General features: G+C 42.0%; 22 protein-coding genes. 15 read left to right on the forward strand and 7 right to left on the reverse strand.

The annotated features are described in order from the left end of the window. Positions 1-122: 122 nt before the first annotated feature. Positions 123-2114 (forward strand): winged helix-turn-helix domain-containing protein, encoded by a 1992-nt coding sequence (locus tag PAUR_RS00580; protein WP_192505906.1) that lies wholly within the window; start codon positions 123-125, stop codon positions 2112-2114. 292 nt (positions 2115-2406) lie between these two features. Here PAUR_RS00580 and rpmG read toward each other — a convergent pair whose 3' ends face one another. From rpmG to radC, 3 genes are all read right to left on the reverse strand, one after another. Continuing rightward, positions 2407-2562, reverse strand: coding sequence for a 50S ribosomal protein L33 (gene rpmG, locus PAUR_RS00585; RefSeq protein ID WP_010364212.1), 156 nt, complete (start codon positions 2560-2562; stop codon positions 2407-2409). Positions 2563-2573: 11 nt separating this feature from the next. Continuing rightward, positions 2574-2810, reverse strand: a complete 237-nt coding sequence (gene rpmB / locus PAUR_RS00590) for a 50S ribosomal protein L28 (RefSeq protein WP_010364213.1) — start codon at positions 2808-2810, stop codon at positions 2574-2576. A 274-nt stretch (positions 2811-3084) separates the two neighbouring features. Then, entirely contained in the window at positions 3085-3759 is a 675-nt protein-coding gene (gene radC / locus PAUR_RS00595) for a RadC family protein (protein ID WP_192505907.1), read from the reverse strand. Positions 3760-3913: 154 nt separating this feature from the next. Between radC and coaBC the strand changes: the two genes are divergently transcribed. From coaBC to PAUR_RS00635, 8 genes are all read left to right on the forward strand, one after another. Next, positions 3914-5107: a bifunctional phosphopantothenoylcysteine decarboxylase/phosphopantothenate--cysteine ligase CoaBC gene (gene coaBC / locus PAUR_RS00600; protein ID WP_192505908.1), complete on the forward strand. Its 1194-nt coding sequence runs from the start codon at positions 3914-3916 to the stop codon at positions 5105-5107. Positions 5108-5225: 118 nt separating this feature from the next. Then, entirely contained in the window at positions 5226-5816 is a 591-nt protein-coding gene (gene slmA / locus PAUR_RS00605; RefSeq protein WP_192505909.1) for a nucleoid occlusion factor SlmA, read from the forward strand. 215 nt (positions 5817-6031) lie between these two features. Then, positions 6032-8779 (forward strand): S9 family peptidase, encoded by a 2748-nt coding sequence (locus PAUR_RS00610; protein ID WP_192505910.1) that lies wholly within the window; start codon positions 6032-6034, stop codon positions 8777-8779. 175 nt (positions 8780-8954) lie between these two features. Beyond that, entirely contained in the window at positions 8955-9578 is a 624-nt protein-coding gene (gene gmk / locus PAUR_RS00615) for a guanylate kinase (protein WP_192505911.1), read from the forward strand. Between the two features lie 90 nt (positions 9579-9668). After that, entirely contained in the window at positions 9669-9944 is a 276-nt protein-coding gene (gene rpoZ, locus PAUR_RS00620) for a DNA-directed RNA polymerase subunit omega (RefSeq protein ID WP_010364220.1), read from the forward strand. A gap of 204 nt (positions 9945-10148) precedes the next feature. After that, positions 10149-12251 (forward strand): bifunctional GTP diphosphokinase/guanosine-3',5'-bis pyrophosphate 3'-pyrophosphohydrolase, encoded by a 2103-nt coding sequence (gene spoT, locus PAUR_RS00625; protein ID WP_192505912.1) that lies wholly within the window; start codon positions 10149-10151, stop codon positions 12249-12251. Positions 12252-12259: 8 nt separating this feature from the next. Beyond that, positions 12260-12652: a RidA family protein gene (locus tag PAUR_RS00630; protein WP_192505913.1), complete on the forward strand. Its 393-nt coding sequence runs from the start codon at positions 12260-12262 to the stop codon at positions 12650-12652. A 167-nt stretch (positions 12653-12819) separates the two neighbouring features. Next, entirely contained in the window at positions 12820-14433 is a 1614-nt protein-coding gene (locus PAUR_RS00635) for a DUF342 domain-containing protein (protein ID WP_192505914.1), read from the forward strand. A gap of 14 nt (positions 14434-14447) precedes the next feature. Here PAUR_RS00635 and asnA read toward each other — a convergent pair whose 3' ends face one another. Next, positions 14448-15446 (reverse strand): aspartate--ammonia ligase, encoded by a 999-nt coding sequence (gene asnA / locus PAUR_RS00640; protein ID WP_192505915.1) that lies wholly within the window; start codon positions 15444-15446, stop codon positions 14448-14450. Between the two features lie 187 nt (positions 15447-15633). Between asnA and asnC the strand changes: the two genes are divergently transcribed. The 3 genes from asnC to recG are packed head-to-tail and all read left to right on the forward strand — an operon-like array spanning position 15634 to position 18939. After that, a complete protein-coding gene (asnC, locus tag PAUR_RS00645; protein ID WP_192505916.1) occupies positions 15634-16092 on the forward strand; it encodes a transcriptional regulator AsnC in 459 nt (152 codons plus the stop codon). Between the two features lie 45 nt (positions 16093-16137). Then, positions 16138-16836 carry a tRNA (guanosine(18)-2'-O)-methyltransferase TrmH gene (gene trmH / locus PAUR_RS00650; RefSeq protein WP_192505917.1) on the forward strand — a complete coding sequence of 233 codons (699 nt, stop codon included), beginning with the start codon at positions 16138-16140 and terminating at the stop codon, positions 16834-16836. A gap of 15 nt (positions 16837-16851) precedes the next feature. Further along, entirely contained in the window at positions 16852-18939 is a 2088-nt protein-coding gene (gene recG / locus PAUR_RS00655) for an ATP-dependent DNA helicase RecG (RefSeq protein ID WP_192505918.1), read from the forward strand. 83 nt (positions 18940-19022) lie between these two features. On the opposite strand, the gene galE is transcribed toward recG, so the two are convergent. Together galE and PAUR_RS00665 are read right to left on the reverse strand one after the other, a co-directional pair. Continuing rightward, a complete protein-coding gene (gene galE, locus PAUR_RS00660; protein ID WP_192505919.1) occupies positions 19023-20039 on the reverse strand; it encodes a UDP-glucose 4-epimerase GalE in 1017 nt (338 codons plus the stop codon). A gap of 79 nt (positions 20040-20118) precedes the next feature. After that, positions 20119-20982: a TolB-like translocation protein gene (locus PAUR_RS00665; protein ID WP_192505920.1), complete on the reverse strand. Its 864-nt coding sequence runs from the start codon at positions 20980-20982 to the stop codon at positions 20119-20121. A gap of 126 nt (positions 20983-21108) precedes the next feature. On the opposite strand from PAUR_RS00665, the gene PAUR_RS00670 reads away from it, so the two are divergent. From PAUR_RS00670 to yjjG, 3 genes are all read left to right on the forward strand, one after another. Next, positions 21109-22008 carry a phosphoribulokinase gene (locus PAUR_RS00670; protein ID WP_010366600.1) on the forward strand — a complete coding sequence of 300 codons (900 nt, stop codon included), beginning with the start codon at positions 21109-21111 and terminating at the stop codon, positions 22006-22008. 454 nt (positions 22009-22462) lie between these two features. Then, entirely contained in the window at positions 22463-23002 is a 540-nt protein-coding gene (gene yjjX / locus PAUR_RS00675) for an inosine/xanthosine triphosphatase (RefSeq protein WP_119859963.1), read from the forward strand. A gap of 8 nt (positions 23003-23010) precedes the next feature. Beyond that, positions 23011-23688 carry a pyrimidine 5'-nucleotidase gene (gene yjjG, locus PAUR_RS00680; protein ID WP_192505921.1) on the forward strand — a complete coding sequence of 226 codons (678 nt, stop codon included), beginning with the start codon at positions 23011-23013 and terminating at the stop codon, positions 23686-23688. Between the two features lie 72 nt (positions 23689-23760). On the opposite strand, the gene rlmB is transcribed toward yjjG, so the two are convergent. After that, positions 23761-24501, reverse strand: coding sequence for a 23S rRNA (guanosine(2251)-2'-O)-methyltransferase RlmB (rlmB, locus tag PAUR_RS00685; RefSeq protein WP_138591017.1), 741 nt, complete (start codon positions 24499-24501; stop codon positions 23761-23763). Positions 24502-24506 lie beyond the last annotated feature (5 nt).

Genomic DNA, 24506 nt, shown 5'->3' on the forward strand with positions numbered 1-24506 from the left:
TTATCTCCTTCTTGTTTTGCTAAAACCCTAACTTCCCTGATACATTGTGTCGTGATAAATGACTGAATTAATCGTTACCTTTTCATGAACTAAAAAATAAAAATAATAATCAAAGGGTTAAAATGGATTACATATTGGGAGGGGTACTCTTTAATGTACATCAACGTACCCTGACATACGAAAAAACACAAAGAGAACTTGAGCTCAAATCTTTTGAGCTACTGATGGTATTTGTGAAACACCAAGGGAAAGTACTGACCCGTGACATGTTAGTTACATTAGTATGGGGTGGTCGAGTTGTCTCCGATAGCGCAATTAACAAAGCAATTTCCAAATTACGACATCATTTTGAAATGCTCAGGCCCGGGAAAGAGTTCATCACAACAAAAGCAAAATTTGGCTACACTCTGTGTATTCAAGTGAATGAATATCAAGCGGCTAAACCACAACTCACACACAAATATTTATATACTTTTGCAGCAATCGTTTTAATCACACTCATCATTATTGGGAGCTTCATATTTATCAAGCTTCCCTTTTCTCAAAGTACGCTAGAACTCAAACGGTTTACAGCTCATGATGGTGTCGAACTCAATGTAACAGCTTCAAAGAAAGGCGATATATTATACGTCTCCACCAGCACAGGCGGGCATAATAAACTCATCATAAAATCTGCCCTTACTCATCAAGAACACACATTGCCACTTAATCCAAAAGATTTTAATGCGGCAATAATAAACCCATCAGGCACTCAAATCGCAGGCATTCGAAGAGGCAGTAGCGGCTGCCAGGTAATGCTTTATGATATTTCATCAAACACGCAAAACCTCATTTTTGATTGTACGGGTAAGAAAAATATTAAGCTGGCATGGCAACATAATGAGCAAGCGTTATTCATCCGCTCGAGAAAAGATAACGCGACACCATTTAGTATTTATAAACTCAAACTAGCAACACAAGTACTCCAACAAATTTCCTTACCACTACAACACGCTGATTTCAAAGGTGACTATTTAATAGCATCACACCCCACTCAAGATCTACTCGCTTATGTGCGATATTTAGAGTCAAATAAGTCAGAACTACATATAATTAATAGTCAGACACTTACAACATTGCTAACCCATCAGCTCGACCATACACTCAATGCCATCACATGGAGCGCCAATAACAATGAGCTCTACCTTGCTAATAAAAAATCACTGTTTCTTTTTGATTTCAAAACCAAACAATCACATGTTATTGCACAAATGAGCAGCCCAATTCACTCGTTGGCTACGAGCTTAATCAATGATCACAATAAACTCTTTATTAGCTTGTTTGATATCAGCACTAAATTACAAACATTCAATATCAAACAAAAATCGACCCAAACTTTTTATAGTAATGCTGCATTAAACCGATTGCCACAGGCCCTCCACAACAATACCATGATGTTTATTTCAAATGCTGCCCACCAGCACGATCTATGGCTATATAAAAATAAGCAAGAAAAACGCGTCGTTTTACCTTTTGAGTTTGGCTTCACACGCTACCAACCTAATTTTGATCATGAATATATCACTTTTGAAAAATTCGGAGCGGTCTATGAATATGAGATTAAAACTGGAAATACCACTAAAATATTTGAAGAATCACATCAGGCATACGTCATAAATTACGATGAAAATAGTCAAAACCTAATATATAGCAGCAATAAAAGTGACCAATGGCAATTGTGGCTATTCGATCGTCAAGACAACAGTCATAAACAATTGACGACTAAAGGAGGGTATAGTGGTTATGCATACAATGGAAAGGTATACTTCAGTAAAAGAAATCACTCGGGCCTTTGGGTTCTAGAAAATCAAACTGAACAACTTATCATTAAAGATTTCAGTAATATAAATTGGCTCAATTGGCAGTTAATTGACGGTAAAGTTTTTTTCTATCGCGCTGAGTCCGGCGTTTGGAAATTTGATTTAGATTCAAACACTGAACAGCTGGTTATGTCCGCTCCACCCAATTTTACTCATCAATATACCGTCCATCCAGACCAGAGCGCAATCACCTATGTACAGGCACAGCCAATGCAAAGTGATATACATATTTTAAGCTTAGATAAGAACCAATAACTAACCTCAGGTTTGGATAAGGGTTTTGGAATAGAAAAGGTTTTGAAAACAAACTTACGTACAATCCAATGATGATATCTTGCTCAATATCAAGGCGCTTTTATGCAGTAATAGCGGGCTATTACCAATGAAAGCAACGCCGAGAGTGAGAAAAATAGCTTTATTGGGCAAATTCGCTTATCCAGAGCTGAGGTTAACTAGCTATACTGCGAAATACTTAAGTGTCATCACATATCGCAGAAACAAAAAACCCAGCCTAAGCTGGGTTTTTAATATTCTTTCAAAAGCAAAATTACTTGATTTTTGCTTCTTTGAAAATCACATGTTTACGAACCTTAGGATCGAACTTTTTGATTTCCATTTTTTCAGGCATGTTACGCTTGTTCTTGTCGGTAGTGTAGAAATAACCAGTACCAGCAGTAGAAACTAAACGGATCTTATCACGCATATCCCAGCTCCTTAAACTTTTTCGCCGCGAGCACGGATTTCAGTAAGAACCGCGTCGATGCCTTTTTTATCAATAATACGCATACCTTTAGTGGTAGTACGTAGTGAAACGAAACGTTTTTCGCTTTCAACCCAGAAACGGTGAGTTTGTAGGTTAGGTAGGAAGCGACGCTTAGTAGCGTTGCGCGCGTGTGAACGGTGATTACCAACCACTGGGCGCTTACCTGTAACTTGACAGACTTTAGACATGTCTATGTATCTCCAATAACTTCGCTCGAGCTTTTAATTTCCCCTTGGACAATACTGTGGCCCCAGGGTAAATCAGAGGGCGCTCTTTATACAGCATATACAGGTAGAGATCAAGGATCTGATCCTATCTAATCAGCTCATGTGTAAATTTGATAGCGGCCAATTATAATGATCGAATGCCGTTAGGGAAAGTAAAAACTGCATTTAAATTAAACTATTTTACAAAAAGGCCCACAAAGCGATGTTTTTTACAGCTTTAATAGTGTCAACCCAGCTAAATTAGGCCTCTTTGCGCAAAAGAAACACACTGCTCAGCTGCAACAATCAAATGATCCAAAACCGCAATATCAACCAAAGCCAACGCTTTTTGCAATTTTTGGGTAATTAATTTGTCTGCTTGGCTTGGTTCAGCCAAGCCACTGGGATGATTGTGGGCAAAAATAATCGATGCAGCATTATGCTTTAATGCTGCTTTAACCACTTCTCTTGGGTAAACTGATGCAGCATTGATGGTGCCTCTAAACAAAATTTCATCTGTGATTAATCGATTTTGATTATCCAAATAGAGCACCATAAATACTTCATGGTCGAGTCCTCTTAGCTGTATCGTTAAATAATCATTAACTGCATTTGGTGAGTCTAAAATATTGCTACGATGGCACTGCTCTTTTATATAACGCTTACTTAACTCTAGCACAGCTTGTAGTTGTACATACTTTGCTTCTCCTAGTCCTTTAAAAGCCGAGAAGTCTGCCAAGTTAGCGTTAAAAAGATTATGAAGTGATTTACTCTGTACTAATAAATAATCAGCCAGCTCAATGGCATTCATCCCTTTTATGCCGGTACGTAAAAAAATAGCAAGTAATTCTGCATCGGTTAGCCTACTGGCTCCTTGAATTAACAATTTCTCTCTTGGGCGGTCATGCTTTGGCAGCATTGTTAGTTGCATTTTCTATCCTTAGTGATGCACCTGTGTAAACAAAAGTGTAGTCAGTCATTGATGAATTTCAAAGACGCGTGTACTGCTTACCTAAACAGCACCGCTTCTGTGTGGTATCTTTAGCACCATCGTGAAACTAAATTATTCTATGATGAGCTAAGTTATGGGCCAACCAATTAAAAATATTGTCCTCGGGATCAGTGGAGGTATCGCAGCATATAAATGTGCAGAACTTGTCAGAAGACTGAGTGAACGTGGCTGTCGCGTCAAAGTCGTGATGACCGAGTCAGCCAAACACTTTATTACCCCACTGACAATGCAAGCCGTATCGGCAGAGCCCGTCGCAGATTCATTACTAGACCCAAGCGCTGAAGCCGCAATGGGCCACATAGAGCTGGCAAAATGGGCTGATTTAATTTTAGTCGCTCCAGCAAGCTGTAATATTCTAGCAAAAATGGCGCAAGGTATTGCCGATGATTTACTCACCACTTTACTATTAGCCACGCCTGCCAAAGTGGCTGTTGCACCGGCAATGAATCAGCAAATGTATGCCCATGCAGCGACACAAGCAAACTTGGACACACTGCAGGCACGAGGAGTCGAAATTTGGGGTCCAGGTAAAGGAGAGCAAGCCTGTGGTGATATCGGTGCGGGGAGAATGCTTGAACCACTAGAACTCGTAGAACATTGCTTAACAGTATCTCACGAACCTCTTTTTGCAGGGAAAACCATTACCATCACTGCTGGGCCAACCAGAGAAGCACTCGACCCGGTGCGATTCATTAGTAATCATAGTTCCGGAAAAATGGGGTATGCAATTGCACAAGCTGCACTCTCATTAGGCGCAAAAGTGAACATCATCTCTGGCCCCGTCGCCATTGCCCCCCCTTCGCACGCAAAAGTCTTCCCAATAGAAAGTGCAGAAGACATGTTAAAATCGGCCATGCATTTAGCACCTCAATCTGATATTTTTATTGGCTGTGCAGCGGTTGCAGACTACCGAGCAGCGACTGTCTCACATCAAAAAATTAAAAAACAAGGTGACGAAATCACACTCACTATGATCAAAAACCCCGACGTGATAGCACACGTGGCAGCGCTTAAAGCACAGCGCCCGTATACAGTTGGTTTCGCAGCAGAGACTCAAAATACCTCGGTCTATGCACAAGATAAACTCAAAAATAAAAACTTAGATATGATCTGTGCCAACGATGTGTCTGTGCAAGGTCTCGGGTTTAATGCAAACAACAATGCGCTCAATCTATACTGGCCTGATGATAATCTAAATTTACCAGCTACCAGTAAACAGCAGCTGGCAATGCAGCTCTTACACGCATTAGCCAAACGTCTTAAGTAAGTGGTTTTGAAAATACTGGCACGAAACTGAATAAAACATTAACATATGGATCCAAGTATATGTGTAAACAGCTTGGGGTTTGCACTGACCATAATAACGATAATATAAAGGAAGGTTCATGCCAGCGACCAAACGCAGTAACCGCAAAGAGCAAATACTTCAATCTCTCGCACAAATGTTAGAAACGAGCCCAGGTCAACGCATCACTACTGCAAAATTAGCTGCTGAGGTGGGCGTTTCAGAAGCCGCACTATATAGACACTTTCCCAGTAAAGCTCGGATGTTTGAAGGCTTGATTGAGTTTATCGAAGACACTTTACTCTCTCGTATTAATTTGATCTTAGATAATGAGAAAGAAACTCAGAGCCGTGTTTATAACATCTTGGTACTCTTACTGACATTCTCAGAAAAAAACCCAGGAATAACCCGCATCCTAACAGGTGATGCACTGCAAGGTGAACAAGAGCGTCTGCGTGAACGCGTGCAAAGTTTCTTCGAAAAGCTAGAAACACAATTTAAACAAGTGTTACGAGAGCGAAAATTACGAGAGGGTAAAACCTTTTTAATTGATGAAGCTGCTTTGGCTAATTTTTTTCTCGCCTACGTAGAAGGTAAAATGAATCAATTCGTGCGCAGTGACTTTACTGCGCGTCCAAGTCAACAATTTGAAACTCAGTGGCTTGAGCTTCAAAAGATCTGGTTAAACTAAAATGCCCTACTCACTCGAGTAATTTGAGTGAGTAGGAGTATCTCCTCTAATCTATTTTTTTCTTAAATTCACGCGTTATCGCGCCTTTAGGATTTCTGATACTCTGTGACACGCTATCTATCTGGTTAACCTGCACGCTAAACGCACGGCACTTTATTTACCATACAAAAAAGTGCTAAAACTGACCATAAGTCTAAAAATAAAGAATATAACTCATGATGAAAGTTACTTCGTTTGCCATTGCCTCTGTGCTTTTAAGTACCGCAGCATATGGCCAGAAGCCGTTAGAATTTAAAGATGTATTTGACTTTAAGTATGCTAAAAATACACAATTGTCTGAAAATGGAGCATGGCTATCGTTTTCTGCAACCCCGTATCGTGGTGACGCTGTCGGCCATATTTATTCACTCAAAAACAATCAGCTATTAACGACCGTCGAGCGTGGGACTAAACCGCAAATCAATAAAAATGCACTTTGGATTTCATTTACCAAAATACCGTCTTTATTAGAAACTGAAACTGCCACAAAAAAACAAAAAAAAGCACTCACGAATGATTTAGTACTCATCAATACCACCACAAAAGAACAACAAGTATTCTCTAAAGTAAAAGACTATCAAGTGTCTGACGATGGTCTTTGGCTTGCATACCGTGAAGTACATCAGGACAAGCAGAAAAAGAAAGATGAAACAATAGATGCAGAGATTGCAGCAGATAAAAAAGACGAACATCACACACTGGTGATTGTAAACCTCAGTACAAACACCACACATCGTGTTGCACAAGTTGGCAAGTATGCATTAAGCCCCACAAGTCATGGTGTTATTTTTGCTACCCATAATAGTAATGGTAGTCAAAACCAAATTGGCTTTTTTCATCTGTCTAACGCTAAGCAAACACCCCTTATCAGTGAACCGGGTGTCACACTAAGTCAAGCAACATGGCATCCAACAAAGCCACTTGTCGCGTTCAATATGGGCAACTATGTAAACGACGACCCTCGCCGCCGCAATTACCAAGTAACACTCTGGAACGCTGCGACCAACACACTTAAGTTGGTAAAAAACTCTGACGGATGGTTTACGGCTAAAACAGCCAAGTTGACGTGGTCTGAACATGGAGAACGTCTGTACTTTCAAAATCGTCCCGAGCTCAACGTAAAAACCCCTGAGTTAAAGTACCTCGAGACAGACTCACTGTATGATTATGATACTATTCGCGCGCAAAAAGGCCTAAAAATTTGGCACAATGACGATGCACAAATTAAACCAAGAGAAGTTAAAACATGGCAAGAAACCAATAAACATCGTCATTATCAAGCGGTGTACCATATAAATAATGAAAAAGTAGCGCAACTTTCCGGTCCTCAGGTTCAAGATCTCACACTGCATACGGAAGCTCAATTCTTGTTAGGAAGTGATAATACCGCCTACCTAGAAGAAATCATGTATAACGGCTTCTTCTACGACTACTACGCTGTTAATGTAAAAAATGGCGATAAAAAAAGCATTACAACGCGAACACGCTTTAAACCTTCACTCTCACCAACAGGTCAATTTGCGGCATACTTTCAAAACCAGCAAATTTGGCTCAAAGACTTGACCACGAATACCCGTACATCGCTCACTCATAGTATTAATCATGCTATTTTTGCCGATGATAGGCATGATTACCCCAGTGAACAAGCTGGCTATAAATTCGCCGGATGGCAACTGGATGGTAAAACGCTATACGCCTACAGCAAATATGATATTTGGGCCTTTGACGTAACCACAAAAACAGCCGCTCGCTTAACGCAAGGAAGAGAAACCAAAACACAGTATCGTGTGCGTCATCTTGACAAGTTAGCTACTGGCTTTACACCGGGTCAAACGCTTACATTAAGTGCCCATAACTTGAATAATAAGCAAACGCACATTGCAACTCTATCGTTAAAAGACAATACACTCACTACAGTGCTCAGTGATGCCGCGCGTTTTGATGTACTAAAAAAAGCCAAACATAGCAATACATTACTCTTTACCAAACAAAGTTATCATGAGTTCCCGGATATCTGGCAAACCAATAGTACCTATCGCGATCCGAAAAAAGTCACTAATCTTAATCCTCAAGCCGCTAAATTCTCATGGGGTCAAAAGCCTGAACTTATCAAGTACAAAGGATACAATGGTGAAGACTTACAAGGCGTATTAATCAAGCCTGAAAATTACCGGGCAGGCGACAAATTACCGGTGGTGATTTATTTCTACCGTTATATGAGCCAACGCATGTATGACTTTCCAAAAATGGAGCTAAATCATCGCCCTAATTTCCCGATGTTCACTTCTAATGGTTACGCAATATTTTTGCCTGATATTCGATTTGAAATTGGCAAACCTGGGCCATCTTCTACGCAAACTATGATTAACGCAGCACAAAAGCTCATTGATATCGGGGTTGCACACCCTGATAAAATAGGATTACAAGGCCATTCTTGGGCTGGCTATCAAAGTGCGTATATGATCACACAAACCGATATGTTTAAAGCCGTTGTGTCTGGTGCACCAGTGACCAATATGACATCAGCATACAGTGGTATAAGACTGAAATCAGGCCTCGCACGGCAGTTTCAATACGAAACCGGTCAAAGCCGTATAGGTAAGCCTTTACATCAAGCGCTCGATCTATACATTGAAAACTCCCCTGTCTTTTTTGCGGACAAAGTCAACACCCCTATTTTAATGATGTTTGGTGACAAAGATGGCGCCGTACCTTGGCAAGAAGGTATTCAATATTACTTAGCATTACGACGTTTAGGAAAAGATGCCACTTTCTTGCAATATGAAGGTGAGCCTCACCATTTGAAGCAATTCCCTAATCAAGTCGATTTCTCAATTCGTATGATGGAGTATTACGACCATCATCTAAAAGGACACCCCGCCGCCGATTGGATTTCCAATGGAAGTCCCTATCAGAGCGAATAACCATTCGCCGGTGCTTCTAGTTATTTAGAAGCACCTTTGTGGCGTTGCGTCACCTCAAAAGCGTTGAATTCATTTGCACCGCTGGTAACTCAAGCCAGTAAAGTTTAAAATACCTGACTCTATTAATTTTCATGGGCAGGTCACGGCATCTGCTCAAATAAACTGGCGATTGACGATGACCGAAACAGCTCGCGGTAACTTATTTATTTTATCAGCCCCATCAGGTGCTGGGAAATCAAGCCTGATCAAAGCATTACTAGATAAACATAATGACGTGAAAGTCTCTGTTTCTCATACCACCCGCAACCCTCGACCGGGTGAAAACAACGCCGAACATTACCATTTCATAAATGTTGAGCAATTCAAATCACTCATCGAGAAAAATGATTTTTTTGAATGGGCGCAAGTGTTTGAAAACTATTACGGTACTTCAAAAGCCGCCATCGAGCAGCAACTCGCCGCTGGTATCGATGTGTTCTTAGACATTGATTGGCAAGGTGCACAACAAGTCAGAAAGCTCATGCCTGAGGTTAAAACCATTTTCATTTTACCTCCATCAAAAACTGAATTAGAGCAACGTTTAAATAACCGTGGGCAAGACTCACAAGAAGTTATCGCCAGCCGAATGGCACAAGCCAAATCAGAAAGCTCACACTATAGCGAATTTGACTACGTGCTCATAAATGATGACTTTGCAGCAACACTAAAGCAACTTGAACACATAGTGATCGCTGCTCGATTAGAGCTGAAGGCACAAAATATTCGTTACCAGTCACTCATTTCAGATCTTTTAAAGTAAAATAGAGATAAATTTTAACCACCCACTTGGCGAAATGGCTTGTGTGCAGTAAACTAGCCTTTTGGAAATGAATAACTTTGGAGTGCTTCGATGGCTCGCGTAACTGTAGAAGATGCAGTAGATGCAATTGGTAACCGTTTTGATTTAATCTTGGTAGCAGCGCGTCGCGCTCGTCAAATCGCTGTAGGTGGTAAAGATCCTATGGTTGATCCTGAAAACGACAAACCAACGGTTATCGCTTTGCGTGAAATTGAAAAGGGCTTGGTTGACAGCTCTTCACTTGATTTAATTGATCGTGAAGAACAACAAAACCAAGAAGCAGCTGAACTTGCAGCTGTAGCAGCAATTGTTGGCGGAAACAGCTAATAACCTGCAACAAAAATACGACAATGCCAGCACTTTTGCTGGCATTGCTGTTTTTATTAGACAAGAATTACTTTCGATTACCTTGAATCCCTCATATTTTTATTTATGTAATCACCATAAAGTCCCAACTAGCCGTTGGTTTATCTTGAAATTCATCGTATATTCGTAACATATCTATTACTTCACTGGAACATCGGAGTGTGAATGTACCTTTTTGAAGGCCTAAAAAAGAAAATCTCTGAGTATTTACTTCCTGCTGACGTTGAGCTCGTGCAAAAAGCTTACGTTGTAGCCCGTGAGGCACATGAAGGACAAACTCGCTCAAGTGGTGAGCCTTATATTACTCACCCTGTTGAAGTAACCCAAATTCTCGCAGGAATGCGCCTTGATCATGAAACGCTCATGGCCGCGTTAATGCATGACGTTATTGAAGACACTGATTTTAGTCAACAAGACCTTGCTGAGATATTTGGTAATACCGTCGCAGAATTAGTCGAAGGTGTAAGTAAGCTTGATAAGTTAAGCTTCAAAGATAAAAAAGAATTCCAAGCTGAAAACTATCGAAAAATGATCATGGCAATGACACAAGACATTCGTGTCATTTTGATTAAGCTGGCTGATCGTACTCATAATATGCGAACTTTGGGAGCATTACGCCCAGACAAACGCCGCCGAATTGCGAGAGAAACGTTAGAAATATTTGCCCCGATTGCTAATCGTTTAGGTATTCACGATATCAAGAACGAATTAGAAGATTTAGGGTTTCAAGCGCTTTATCCAATGCGTCACAGAGCACTGAAGTCGGAAGTTGCGAAAGCACGTGGTAATCGAAAAGAAGTCATCAGCAATATACAGACTGAAATTGAAAGCCGCTTAAAAGAATCCGGTATTGAAGCATCGGTTAGTGGCAGAGAAAAACATCTCTATAGTATCTATCGAAAAATGTTAAACAAAGAATTATTGTTTAATGAAGTCATGGATATCTACGCATTTCGCATTAATGTAAACAGTATGGATACTTGCTATCGCGTATTAGGTGTCGCACATAATCTCTACAAACCGATAGAAACACGATTTAAAGATTATATCGCAGTACCGAAAACCAATGGTTATCAATCACTGCACACGTCACTCGTCGGCCCTCATGGGATCCCAGTAGAGATCCAAATACGAACACTCGATATGGATCAAATGGCAGATATGGGGGTCGCGGCCCATTGGATGTATAAAAAATCTGGTGACAGCGCAGGTAATACGGCGCAACAGCGCGCACGTCAATGGATGCAAAGCTTACTGGAGCTTCAACAAAGTGCCGGTTCATCATTTGAGTTTGTGGAAAACGTCAAAACAGAGCTCTTTCCTGAAGAAATTTATGTCTTCACGCCTGATGGCCGTATTGTAGAACTACCAATGGGTGCAACAGCTGTTGATTTTGCTTATGCAGTGCATACCGATGTAGGTAATACCTGTGTTGGCGCCCGAGTAAACCGCAAACCTTACCCACTCAGTAAGGCACTAGACACAGGGCAAACGGTTGAAGTAATTACCAGCTCTGGTGCTCACCCTAATGCCACTTGGTTAAACTTTATCGTCACCGGTAAAGCACGACTTGGTGTGCGAAATTACCTTCAGAGCCAACATCAAGAAGAAGCTATATTGCTAGGTCGCCGATTGCTCGATTCAGCGTTAGGCGAGCAAAAGCTCGATGATATCGCCCCTGAACAAGTCGACTTGGTACTTGAAGAACAAAACCTCTCTAGTTTGCTGGAACTGCTGGTTGAAATTGGCAGTGGTAATATCATGAGTGTGCTCGTTGCAAAAAGATTATTGCAAGCAGAGGAAGGGCTTGAAAATATTGCACAACAAGCCAAAGCCGCGATCATCGGTACTGAAGGCATGCTTGTGAATTACTCCAAGTGTTGTCGCCCGGTACCTGGCGATGCAATTACCGCGTATGTAAGCCAAGGCAAAGGATTGACGGTTCACCGCCAAGAATGTAAAAACATTAAAGGATGGCAAAGTGAGCGTTCAAAATATGTCATCGTAAAATGGGAAGATAACCCAGAAAAAGAATATATCGCCGCCTTGCGTGTAGAAATTATTAATCATCAGGGTGCATTAGCTAAACTAACCAACGTAGTTGCAACAACCAATGCCAATATCGTGGAAATTGCAACAGATGAAAAAGAAAGCAATTTGTACATCATTGATTTAGGTGTCACAGTAAAGGATAGAATACATGTCGCTAATATTATGCGTCGTATTCGCGTGATGCCTGATGTACAACGTGTATATCGGAAAAAGTAGGACACACAATGAATAAAGTGATTATTTCCACAGATCAAGCTCCGGCTGCTATCGGTACTTACAATCAAGCTGTTAAAGTAGGTACTGCGGTTTATTTATCAGGACAGATCCCACTCGTGCCTGAAACAATGGAAGTTATTTCTGAAGACTTTGCAGAACAAGCACAACAGGTATTCAAAAATTTAACGGCTGTGTGCGAAGCCTCTGGCGGTCAATTACAAGACATGGTGAAAGTTAATATTTTTCTAACGGACCTCAGTAATTTTGCAACCGTAAATGAAATAATGAGCCAGCACTTTGCAACGCCATACCCTGCTCGCGCAGCCATTGGTGTACGCGAGTTACCAAAAGGTGTACAAATTGAAATTGATGGAATTATGGAGTTACCGTCAACAAATTAATTTGTGTATGAATAAAAAAACCCACCTTTTGGTGGGTTTTTTATTGCCGGAACTTTGACCTTAAGCACTTGACTACATACTATTAATTTAGCACTCTGTGAATATCCAATGATTTGTTCAATGTTTGAGCTAATCTCTCACAATAATAACAGTAAAGGATGATACTCGTGTTTAAATTGGCACATAATGGCAATATCCTTCTAAATGTCGCGGAACTTAATCCGCCCAGCGCTGCATTTATTGTGGAAGCGCTTGAACGCTCACCTTATGCTGATTGTGCAGTCGATCATGAATCTATCAAAGCGCATTTCACTAACGAATATCCTGAACAACAACTTGTGGTTGCCAAGCAACATGATGCTTGCTTTTCAGTGCAAGTTTCTGACGATCAAATGCAAGCCATTGGTAATTTAACGATAGCCCAAGGGGGTAAGTCGGTTACTATTGAAGATGCAAAAAAAGAAATTGTCAAAGCAGGTGTCAGTAGAGGCTATAAACAAGCTTATCTAGAACAAATCCTTACCAAGCAACTTGAATTAGAACCAGGGGTTGAAGTCTCAGGTATCGTGGCACAAGGCCGCCCATCTGTAGATGGACAACCTGCAAAAATCATACAGCATGTGCAAACCGTAAAAGAAAGACTCAAACAGCCTAAACTAAGGGAAGATGGTACGGTTGATATGCGTGATTTTGGGGCACTATCAAGCGTAGCACCAGGGACCGTCTTAATTACGCAACGCCCAGCCACACCTGGCAAAGAAGGTTTTAATGTCGTCGGAGATTCAATCATTCCACTGCCAGGTGAATCTTTTCAATTGATGGCAGGTGAAGGCACACAAATATCACCAGCTAATCCTCTTGAGCTCGTTGCCACTATTGCAGGCTGCCCTTCCAGTATTCAAAATGGCATGCGAGTAGATGATGTATTTACCATTGGTGAAGTCAACGTACGAAGCGGGCATGTCGATTTTAATGGCAGTGTTATCGTTACTCAAGGCGTTGCCCCCGGTATGAAAGTCACGGCTAAAGGTGACATTACAGTGATGGGTTCTGTTGAATCTGGAGAGTTAAAAAGCGGTGGCAGCATAGAGGTCAAGCAAGCCGTGATAGGCCATCTTGACCATAAAAATAATGACGAAGGACTCACTTGCCGACTGATTGCTGAAGGAGATATTCATCTCTCTCACGGACAATATACCTATATAGAAGCCGACAACGTCTTCATTGATAGGCAAAGTAACCACTGCGATATAAAAGCCAACAAGCTCATTCAAGTCGGTATTGATGAACACCCGAAAGGGAAACTGCTCGGTGGAGAAATATTAGATGCTAAAATGGTCATTGCTGGAGAGATAGGCAGTGAATCTGGCGCTAAAATGTCTATATACTTAGCCCGTAGTGGGATGAAAATAACGAAAGAATCAGATGACTGTTTAAAAGCACTTAGTCAAACTGATGACCAGTTAAGCACACTACAACAAGCAATCGAAAAAGCAGATATGCTAAAAGATGTAGAAAAGAAAAAGCAGCTGATGGCAAAAATAGGTGCAACCCAGCAACATTATTGCCATCAAGCTGAAGAACTAGAACAACAACTCTCACAACTCGAATTAAACTTACATGACTTACTTGAACAAACAAAATTAACGGCAAATCAAGCACTTAACCCTGGAGTCGAGATCCATATATTTGATAGAGTGTATAAAACCAATCGAAGTTATCCACCCTGTACTGCTAGTTTACAAGATGGAAAAATCGAGATTGATTTCAAAACGAGTTAATTCGTCCCCTGTTATTATTTAAGTGTTCCTTCCACTTGCGTAACGATGTCATTCGTCCAGACACCCACCTGCACCTGCGCAATATGCTGTTTTTGTAATAACAACATAACTAAACGTGATTGTCCGATGCCTCCCCCAATGGTTTGCGGCATATCACCCGCTACCAATTGTTGGTGCCAGTCATGTGCTAAACGCGCTGTATCCTGAGTTATTTCCAGTTGACGTTTTAAAGCTTCAGGGCACACTCGAATACCCATTGAAGAAATCTCAAATGCATCTTCTAAAATAGGGTTCCAAACTAAAATATCACCATTTAAGCCATTGTATTTATCACAGGTTGGTGTCGACCAATCATCATAATCAGGCGCACGAACATCATGAATTTTACCATCACTCAATGCACCGCCAATGCCTATGAGAAATACTGCGCCATATTCTTGGGCTATGGCTTTTTCACGTTGTTTCGCAGTAAAGTCTGGGTACATTTTCAGTAAATCTTCACTGTGTACAAATGTAATTGATTCAGGTAAGAATGGCGTTAATCCAAACTGGCTCGCAACACTTTGCTCAGTCGACTTAATAGCCTCATATAACTCGGTGACAGTTTGCTTTAAACCCACTAAAGAACGATCTACCTCGGTGCTAATTACTTTTTCCCAGTCCCACTGGTCTACATATACTGAGTGAATAGGTGAGAGCCTATCTTCATCCGGGCGCAGTGCCTTCATATGCGTATAAAGTCCCTCTCCAATTGCAAAGCCATAATCACCAAGTGTTTTGCGCTTCCATTTCGCCAATGAATGAACCACTTCGAAGTCTGCATCAGGGATCGCTTTAACCGACACTGAAACAGCTTTTTCGGTGCCACTTAAGTTATCTTGAATGCCATCACCGACTTTAGCCAAAATAGGTGCTTGCACTTCCATTAAACCTAAACGGCTTTCTAACTGTTCAGAAAAAATACGTTTTACGCTGCTAATTTGTTGCTGTGTTTGCTGATAAGTTGTTTTCATAACCGGACCTCATTCCCAATTTAAACCTGTTGAATTTTTATTGCCCTGCTCTGCATGGCTTAAACACATCGTCAACAAAATCGAACCAAAAATCAACATACCTCAACAAAAATAACAAAAACCTATATTAATACCCAAAAAATACCGTTATATTTTATATAATCAATAAAAAACAGCGGTAAATCTATTGGAAAATTATCAAATCGATAATCTCGATAAATCCATTTTGAATGCACTCATGGACAATGCAAGGGCTGCGTATGCAGAATTGGCCAAGCGTTTTGATGTAAGTGCAGGAACCATTCATGTTCGTGTAGAAAAAATGAAGCAAGCAGGGATCATTCAAGGGACTCGCGTCACCATAAATCCTAAAAAGTTAGGCTTCGATGTGTGCTGCTTTATTGGCGTCAACTTGAAACATGCCAGAGATTACCCTGATACAATAATGCAGTTAGAAGGTTTTGAAGAAGTTGTAGAAGCCTATTACACCACAGGTAATTACAGTATTTTCATCAAGGTGATGACACGCTCCATCGAACATTTACAAGATGTATTGATCAATAAAATTCAAACTATTGAAGCCATTCAATCAACAGAAACCTTGATCTCACTGCAAAACCCTATCACCCGTGAAGTTAACCCATAATTTCGGTATAATCGCCAAAATTTTGATTCTGTGAGCTGTATAACGATGGACAATAAACGCTACCATCGCGTGAAACGCGTCTTAGATAGGCGACAAACTGATTTAACCGTCTGTTTAGATGAGGTACATAAACATCATAACCTATCAGCAATCGTGCGTACTGCTGATGCAGTCGGGTGTCACCATGTCCATGCTGTTTGGCCGCAAGAGCAGCGCCGCTTAACCAACAATACCTCTGGTGGCAGTAAAAACTGGGTAGAAACCCATATGCACGACGACATTCATGATGCCGTTGGCGCCATTAGAGCACAAAACCCAGACATTCAAATACTGGCTACTAACCTCAGCGACAGTGCAGTCGATTTCAGGGAAATTGATTACACCAAGCCTACCGCTATTATCGTCGGTCAAGAGCGCACGGGTATATCAGATGATGCTTTGGCACATGCCGATCAACACATCGTGATCCCGATGGAAGGCATGGTGCAATCATTAAATGTATCGGTGGCTGCTGCACTCATTTTATATGAAGCACAAAGACAACGAGAAGCCGCTGGCTGCTATCAACGTAATGATATGCTTGATGAAAGTATTAAACATCGCTTATTGTTTGAAGGCTGCCATCCGATTATCGCAGAGCGTTGTGTGGAAAAAGGCTTACCTTATCCTGAGCTAGATGACGATGGCGACATTGTTGCAGATGAGACCTTTTGGAACACGCTTAAGTTTAGCAACCCCAAATAAATAACAAGGAAAAGTATGTCGAACCCCACTCTATCGAGTTACCCAATCACTGAGTTAAAAGGTGTCGGCCCTAAAGTGGCTGAAAAACTGGCTAAGTTGGGTATTCGCAGTGTCCAAGATATGCTTTTTCATTTACCGCTGCGCTACGAAGACCGCGCCAGAACCTACTCAATAGCACAATTGAGTGCCCATAGCCACGTGAGCATTGAAGCGGAAATAGAACATGCACAAATTACCATTGGCAAACGTCGCATGTTGGTCTGCCAAGTCAATGACGGTACGGGCCGTTTAACTCTGCGGTTTTTTAACTTTAACGCCGCACAAAAAAATGCCATGGTGACGGGAAAAATTATTCGCTGCTTTGGTGAAGTACGCAGGGGCCGCACAGGCTTTGAAATGGCGCACCCTGAATACAGTATTAGAGAGTGTCAAAGTGAACCATTAGACCCAGAACTAAGCACCTTAACAGCGGTTTACCCTACCACTGAAGGGCTAAAGCAGCTCAATATTCGGTCTATCGCTAATAAAGCTCTGGCTCTATTAGAAAAGTATCAAATAGAAGAGTATTTACCCAGTCAATATCGCCCCTCACAGCTGAGTGTCACTGAGGCGGTACTTCTGCTACATAAACCACCGCAAGACATTAACCTGACTGAGCTTGAACTAGGCCAACATCCTGCCCAGCAGCGCCTGGCATTTGAAGAATTGCTGGCACAAAACCTCAGCTTGTTACAATTAAGACAAAAAGGCCAAACAGTTAAAGCGGTGTCTTTACCACCAACGAATACATTCGAACCGCTGTTCTTGGCTGAGTTGCCTTTTTCGCCTACCAATGCACAAAGCCGTGTTGTGGCAGAAATTAAACAAGATTTACAACAGCCATTTCCGATGATGCGACTCGTGCAAGGCGATGTTGGTTCTGGTAAAACCTTGGTTGCAGCACTAGCGGCACTCACCGCAATTGCCAAAGGGTATCAAGTGGCCTTAATGGCCCCCACCGAAATACTGTCAGAGCAACATGGTATTAACTTTACCGCCTGGTTTACTCAGCTTGGTATTGAAGTAGTTTGGCTCGGCGGTAAAACCAAAGGCAAAGAACGTGAAAAAGTACTGGAGCAAATTAGTTCTGGTCAAGCGCAAATGGTCATTGGTACCCATGCATTATTTCAAGAACAAGTGCAGTTTTATAACCTGGCATTGATCATCATTGATGAACAACATCGTTTTGGTGTTCATCAACGACTCGCATTACGTGAGAAAGGGAAATTTAATGACTGTTACCCCCACCAGCTAGTCATGACTGCGACGCCGATTCCTCGTACCTTGGCAATGACCGCCTATGCCGACTTAGAAACCTCCGTCATTGATGAACTGCCCCCAGGGCGAACCCCGATCATGACGGTCGCAGTGCCTGATACACGCCGAGAGCAAGTCATCGATCGTGTAAAAAAAGCCTGTGTAGACGATAACCGCCAAGTATATTGGGTATGCACACTTATTGATGAGTCAGAAGCATTGCAATGCCAAGCTGCTGAAGATACCGCACAACAGCTCACTGAGTTATTGCCTGAACTTAAAATTGCCTTAGTGCACGGCAGAATGAAAGCCAAAGAAAAACAAGAAATAATGGCAGCCTTTAAACGCGGTGACACACACGTTTTAGTGGCTACCACGGTTATAGAGGTCGGTGTAGATGTACCAAACGCCAGCCTGATTATCATTGAAAACCCTGAAAGACTGGGATTAGCACAGTTACACCAATTACGTGGTCGAGTGGGCCGAGGGGCCATCGCATCCCACTGCCTACTTTTGTATCATGCACCTTTGTCTGTCACTGCACAAAAGCGCTTAGGCGTTTTACGTGATAGTAATGACGGGTTTGTAATTGCTGAGCGTGATTTAGAAATTCGCGGCCCAGGAGAAGTACTTGGTACGAAACAAACTGGCCTTGCCGAATTTAAAATTGCCGATTTAAACCGCGACAAAGCCTTATTGAATCAGGTACGCCCACTGGCATTTACGCTGATGAAAAGCCACCCAGATATGATTGAGCCCTTAGTCAGGCGCTGGCTTGGTGCTAAGTCTGAGCTGGCCATGGCATAACCACGTTAATTCCAATAAAACCACCAAAAATGAAAAGCCCCAACATGGGGCTTTATTTGAATTGTCGACCTGCAAAAATACGTTTATGCGCTATAGCCTTGTGGGTTACCACTTTGCCAGCGCCATGTATCTTGCATCATCTCGTCAATACCACGCTCAGCTTGCCAGTTAAGTTCCGTACGAGCTTTCTCTGGGGCTGCATAGCATGCCGCGATATCACCTTCTCTACGCGGTGAAATCGTATAAGGCACCGCTTTATCTGACGCAGTTTCAAATGCCTGCACCATTTGTAACACTGAATAACCATTGCCTGTGCCTAAATTATAAATATGCACGCCACTATGACGACTTATGTGTATCAGCGCTTTTAAATGCCCTAAAGCCAAATCAACTACGTGAATGTAATCGCGCACGCCCGTGCCATCCACCGTGTCATAGTCGTTGCCAAACACCCCTAAGCTTTCTAGCTTACCTACGGCAACTTGTGCAATATACGGCAGCAAATTATTCGGGATACCATTAGGGTCTTCACCAATGCGTCCAGATTCATGTGCCCCAACGGGGTTAAAGTAACGCAATATAGCAAAGGCCCAGCGTGAGTCTGACTTCGCCACATCTTGTAAAACCATTTCAACCATTAATTTAGACGTACCATAGGGGTTAGTCGTGCCCCCCACCGGGAAATCTTCACGAATTGGTAAACTCGCAGGATCGCCATATACCGTCGCCGACGAACTAAACACCAACTTAAATACGCCAGCATCACGCATCGCATCCAATAACGTTAATGTGCCCTGTACGTTAGTTTGATAATACTCAACCGGCTTACGAACAGACTCACCCACCGCCTTTAACCCCGCAAAATGGATTACCTGATCAATAGCGTGTTGTTGAAAAACAGTATCTAGAAAAGCTTTATCTAAAATATCACCTTGATGAAACACCACCTCTTTACCCGTGATATCTTTTACGCGGGTGAGCGACTCTGAAGATGAATTACACAGGTTATCAACCACCACAACCTGCTCACCTTCATTCAAAAGCTCTAACACTGTGTGTGATCCAATATATCCTGCGCCACCCGTTACTAAAATAGCCATACCTTGCCTTTACCTTTACCTTTACCATTCATGATGCTTGCTGCACATTTTAGCCAACAAGTCTGTTCTTGCGCAATAATTAAAGCGTATTACATACAAATGCTAACTTGCCATCATTATAACTCAATCGTGAAATCTGTGTTTTACAATATTGGGTTAAGTTCATCCATTGTGATACCACTTTTGGTGACGTAATTTCACGGGTAAAAATGCGATTATTTAACGCGTATGCAACTGTCTCATCATCTAACCAAGTATAATCTCGTACTGACTTTGGCAAAGCAAAATGGGACGTAACCAGCTGCGTTTTTGGTGAATACGTTGCAAACCATAACTGTTGACTTTTATTGTAGGTAAATGAGTAAACTTGTTTGGTTTTATTAAATGCCAAACTTCTATCAATGTCTTTAGCAACTAACTTAGGTAAATGACCATCGGTATCTGTGAAGTGCAGTTCATGTGGCGTGCCCAACACAAATAACATCACATCTTGCTGTTCACCCCACACGTGATAACCCACAGGATCTATATGTGCCAATAAAGGCGTTGCTTTACGAGCACTATCAAATGGATAAAACCAAAGCCGCTGCTTACCTGTACTTTCAACCACAATGGTTGATAGGCCGTCATCGTGAGGGTATAAAGTCGGTGAATATTCCGAGATGGGGGAATTTGTGAGGTTACGCGTTTGCTGCGTGGTAAAGTCATAGAAAAACAAATCTGTTTGACTGCCCTCCAGAGTGCTTAACTCTTTGGTAAAATACACACCGCTATCAGTTGTAAGTGGCTGGTTATGGTAACTATCATCCGATGTAATGGCTTTCACTTTAACACCTTGCGGCGTTTTTTCAGCCACAAACAATTGACTACTTGGCATGGCTGAAATGGCATGCATACTGGTAAATGCACACCACAGCGTGCTGATAAAAACTAGAACCTTCATAATATTCCCTGTCTTTTTTGCCTATGATAACCACTTGCTAAACAAAGCACAAAGCTTGCTATCTTGCCGGCATCAGGTAACATCAATTTCACAAACGTTCCCAATTACTGAGATCATGAGGCGAATATGTCGCAAAAACATCCGATAATAGCCATTACAGGTAGCTCTGGTGCAGGAACAACGACCACCACCAATGCTATCAAACATATCTTTCGTAGTCTTGATGCCAATGCTGCATTGATTGAAGGGGACAGCTTTCACCGTTATACTCGCCCAGAAATGGATAAGCTCAAACGTGAAGCATTACAAGAAGGCAAACACATCAGCTACTTTGGCAAAGAAGCCAATGATTTTTGTGCGCTAGAGGAGCTTTTTGACAATTATGGTCAGCTCGGTGAAGGCCGTGTTCGCCGGTATTTGCATACTTTTGATGATGCCGTTCCGTATAATCAGCTGCCCGGCACATTTACACCTTACCAGCAGCTTGATAAAAATACCGATGTGCTTTTTTATGAGGGCCTTCATGGGGGCGTAGTAACACAAGAACATGACGTTGCTAAACACGTTGATTTACTCATTGGGATGGTGCCAATTATCAACCTTGAGTGGATCCAAAAAATGATCCGTGATACCAACGAACGCGGTCATTCACGCGAAGCCGTGATGAGCTCGATTGTACGCAGTATGGATGATTACATTACCCACATCACCCCCCAATTTTCACGTACCCATATCAACTTTCAACGAGTGCCGACAGTCGACACGTCAAACCCATTTAGCGCCAAAGATATTCCCTCTTTAGATGAAAGCTTTGTGGTGATCCGCTTTCGCGGTATCGACGACGTTAACTTCCCTTATTACCTGCAAATGATAGAAGGCAGCTTTATGTCAAGAATGAATACCCTTGTCGTACCGGGTGGGAAAATGGGCTTAGCAATGGAGCTAGTATTAACCCCGCTTATCAAAGATCTATTACTCAAAAAACGCGCTTTAGAAAGCATGGTGCAGGTCGACTTACCTATTTAACCTCAGCTCTGGATAAGCGAATTTGCCCAATAAAGCTATTTTTCTCACTCTCGGCGTTGCTTTCATTTGTAATAGCCCGCTATTACTGCATAAAATCGCCTTGATATTGAGCAAAATATCATCATTGGATTGTACGTAAGTTTATTTATAAAACATTTTCTATTCCAAAACCCTTACTCAAATCTGAGGTTAATTAACCTCAGTTCTGGATAAGCGAATTTGCTCAATCAAGCTATTTTTCTCACTCTCGGCGTTGCTTTCATTTGTAATAGCCCGCTATTACTGCATAAAATCGCCTTGATATTGAGCAAAATATCATCATTGGATTGTAGTTAAGTTTGTTTTCAAAACACTTTCTATTCCAAAACCCTTATCCAAACCTGAGGTTATTTAACTTGCGGGCAAATAACACCAAGCTTACACTGTTTGCTCTTTTGTACAGCACGAGATTTCAATGACACAGTTAAGCATCTTAGTCGGCTCGCAAAACCCAATAAAAATAAATGCTGCAAAGCAGGTTTTTAGCAATTACTTTCCTGATAAGACTATCCATTGCGAAGGGCTGCATGCGCCTTCCTTGGTGCCTGAGCAACCGTTAGGGGAAGAACAAACACGACTTGGCGCACAAAATAGAGTCGAGTATTTAATGCAGCACCACAACGCAGACTATTATTGTGCAATGGAGGGCGGCGCACACCAGTTTAGCTATGGCCCTGCAACATTTGCCTATGTCGTAATAGCAAACTCACAACACACCAGTGTAAACCGCAGCAGTAACCTGCCGCTCCCTCAAGTTATTTTCGACGCACTGATCGCAGGAGAGGAGCTTGGGCCGGTAATGGACAAAACTTTCAACACCACCAACATAAAGCAAAAAGGCGGTGCGATTGGTTTGCTTACCAACAACTTAGCGACCAGAGAAAGTACCTACACGCAAGCCTTAACCCTTGCTATGGCACCTTTCATTCATGCAGAACTGTTCAACAATCAATAAAGGGTACTATGAAATACACACATATTTTATTTGATGCCGATGAAACCCTGTTTAGCTTTAATGCATGTGCGGGGTTGCAAGTCATGTTCGCACAATATGGGGTCACATTTACAGCTGAGCACTTTACAGAGTATCAACAGGTCAACGCCCCACTGTGGCTAGATTATCAGGCTGGCCTTATCGATGCTAAAACATTGCAAGTTACCCGATTTTCATTTTGGGCCAACAAGCTTAATGTACCTGCGGAGCAACTCAACGAAGGGTTTTTAACGGCAATGGCGTCGATTTGTGAACCTTTACCCGGCGCGCGCGCATTATTAACCCAATTACAGGGTAAAGCCAAGCTAGGGATCATTACCAATGGGTTTGCAGCATTACAGCAACGCAGATTGGCTCACACCGGTCTTACTGAACACTTTGAGCACTTGGTTATTTCTGAGTTGGTCGGCATTGCCAAACCAGACCCCAATATTTTTCAACACACTTTATCGCTGTTTGGTGAGCCAGATAAATCTAAAGTACTGATGGTCGGTGATACCCCGAGTAGCGACATTTTGGGCGCTAACCAGTTTGGCATTAACAGCTGCTGGTTACAGCACCAAAATCAATCATGCCCAGCTGACATAAAGCCTACTTATACTGTGCGCTCATTGAACGAGTTAGCCCGTTTGCTGGCTGAGGAATAGTGAGGTAACAAAAGAGAAAGAAGACGATGAGGTTAGAATGTTCTCTAACCTCGGTATGACAATATCAATGAGTTATACCGCGTTACGTTGACGCAACACTTCAAACAAACAGACCCCAGTTGCCACAGACACGTTCAAACTTGACACCGTGCCAACCATAGGAATTTTCACCAAAATATCACAATGCTCACGGGTTAAACGGCGCATACCGTCTCCTTCTGCCCCCATGATGATTGCAATGGGACCCGTTAAGCTTGCATCAAACACATGCGTGTCTGTTTCACCCGCCGTACCAGCAACCCAAACACCCGCCTCTTTAATATCACGCAGAGTACGTGCAAGGTTGGTAACTTGGATCAACGGCACCGTTTCTGCAGCCCCACAAGCAACTTTACGAGCCGTACCGGTTAATTTAGCCGACTTGTCTTTTGGTACGATCACGCCATGTACACCCGCAGCATCAGCACTACGTAAACAAGCACCAAGGTTATGCGGATCAGTTACACCATCTAATACTAAAAAGAAGGGATTGTCTTCTCTTGCAATGATGTCATCTAAATCACGTTCGCTGTAAGTACGTGCCGCTTTCACATTGGCAATAATACCTTGATGTTGCTCGCCTTTTGATTTGTTATCTAACGCTTTACGCTGCATAAACTGCACCGAAATACCAAATCTACGTGCTTCATTAATGATTGGATTTAAGCGTTTATCTTCACGCCCTTTTAATGCGTAGATCTCTAAAAAGCGCTCAGGCTCTTTGTTTAAAATGGCTTCAATAGAATGAAAACCATAAATTAATTCATTACTCACTGCGT

It is taken from the genome of Pseudoalteromonas aurantia 208 (assembly GCF_014858725.1).
GTDB lineage: Bacteria > Pseudomonadota > Gammaproteobacteria > Enterobacterales > Alteromonadaceae > Pseudoalteromonas > Pseudoalteromonas aurantia.